The 1,859-nt window shown below is 69.1% G+C and carries 1 pseudogene; it reads right to left on the minus strand.

Annotated features, from left to right (window positions below):
- Positions 1–1,826, minus strand: a pseudogene (locus JV551A3_RS15025) (phage receptor); the annotation flags it as partial.
- Between the last annotated feature and the right edge of the window lie 33 nt (positions 1,827–1,859).

A 1,859-nucleotide genomic window follows, 5' to 3' on the forward strand; every position in this document is an offset into this window, starting at 1 on the left:
CTGCTCTGGGCGCTGTCGCCAGCCAGTTGCGCGGTGCTGGAGGCGGCGTAGTAATGGTCGGCCCGCGGGTTGTGCGCCAGGGCCTGGCGCTGGAAGCCCAGCGCCGCCTGGTAATCGCCTTGGCGCTGTGCGATGGCGGCACCCAGGGCCCAGTCGTCGGCGCTGTCGTGCGCGGCGGCGTCCCAGTAGCGCCGGGCTGCCTGTGCGTCGCCAGCGTTCAGCGCGCCACGGGCGGCGGTGAGGCGGGCATTGTCGGTCCAGGCGCTGTCCGGCTGGGTGCGCCAGATGGGCAGGGCCGCTTCGGAGTCGCCTGCGGCTTCCAGGGCATAGGCCAGGGGCAAGCGACTGCCGCTGTCGCCCAGGCGCTCGGCAGCCTGGTAGTAGACCACCGCTGCGCCTGGCTGGTCGGGCATGGCGCAACGGCCGAGGGCGCGGTACTGGCCAGGCTCGCTCGGGGTGGCCGGTACGGCCTGGCGCACGGCATCGCATTGGCCAGCCTCGGCCAGGCGGCCAAGTAGCTGGGCACGAGTACCGGCATCGACGCGAGGGATCAGACCAAGCATGCGGCGGCTGTCCAGCGGCCCGTCGTTACGCGCATAGAGGTTGCCCAGGCGCTGCAGCAACGACGGTGCAAGGCGGCCCTGGTGGCGGTCGTAGGCCTGCTCCAGCAGTTGCCGGGCGTGTTCGCCATGGCCCTGTTGCGTGAGCAGGAAGGTGGCTTGCTCCAGTGCGGCCATATCGCCGCTCTGCCGATAGCGTTGCTCCCATTCGGCAGCGGTGCGTGGTTGCGGCGGCTGGAGCGGGTCGCCGTACAGACGTTGCTTGAGCACGGCGTAGGCCCTGGGGTCGGTGCTGGCGGTGCAGCCTTTGAACTGCTCGCGCGCCAGCTCTGGGTCGCGGCGCGACAGCCAGTCGACGGTTTCCAGGCAGGGCCGTTGCAGGTCGTTGCTCAGGCGCTGTACCAGCGGCGCGTCGTCGCCTTCGCGGGCCAGCTCCCACAGTTGCTGGCGCTGGTCGGGCTGGTTCAGCTGCTCGTCCGGCAGTGTTTGTAGCCAACGCTGGGCCTGTTGGTTATGGCCGACGGCGATGGCGCGGTTGGCCATGGCCAGGCGAGCCTGGTTGGCAGCTTCGGGGGATGGGGCGCTGGGCAGCAGCGCGTTCAGCCCTGGTTCATCCACCTGCTGGATATAGGCATTGGCCAGGCGCTGCCAGTCTTGTGCAGGCAGCTGGCCTTGGTCGGCCAACGGCTGCAGTTGTTCGATGGTTTCCTTCCAGTTGCGCAGCTGTTCGGCGAAGTTGGCCCGGGCCAGGCGCAGGACCTGGCCATCCCGCTGTAGCGGCAGCTGGTTGAGCCAGTCCAGCGCCTTGGCGGCGCCGCCGAACTTGGCCAGGCTCAGGCTGTAGGCCTGCCACAGGCGCACCCGATGGGTGCCGTCGCTGCTGGCCAGCCACTGTTCCACCTGGCTGGCCGGGGGTGGATCCTGTTCGATCCAGGTCAGGCGCAGTTCGAGCAGGGCGTTGGCGTACTCGGTGCTGCCGTCCAGTTGTGCGGCCAGTGCTTCGGCTTCCTTGTAGCGGCGCTGGTGGGCCAGGGCTTCCACCAGCAGCGCGCGGGCTTCGTCGTTGTTCGGCACCCGGCCCAGTACGTGGCGGGTCAGGCGTTCGACCTCGGCCCAGTTGTCCTTCTTCGCTTCGCGGTAGCTGCGCTCCATGAATGGGTAGCTGGTGAACCGCTGAAAGTCGGTCATCGGCGCCGAAGCGGCGCAGGGCAGGGCGGCGGAGCACAGCAACAGACCAGTGAAAGTGAGGGAAAAGCGCGGCTTCATGCCACCTCCCGGATCAGGTCAAAGGCGGCCTGC

This window comes from Pseudomonas inefficax (genome assembly GCF_900277125.1).
Taxonomy (GTDB): Bacteria; Pseudomonadota; Gammaproteobacteria; order Pseudomonadales; family Pseudomonadaceae; genus Aquipseudomonas; species Aquipseudomonas inefficax.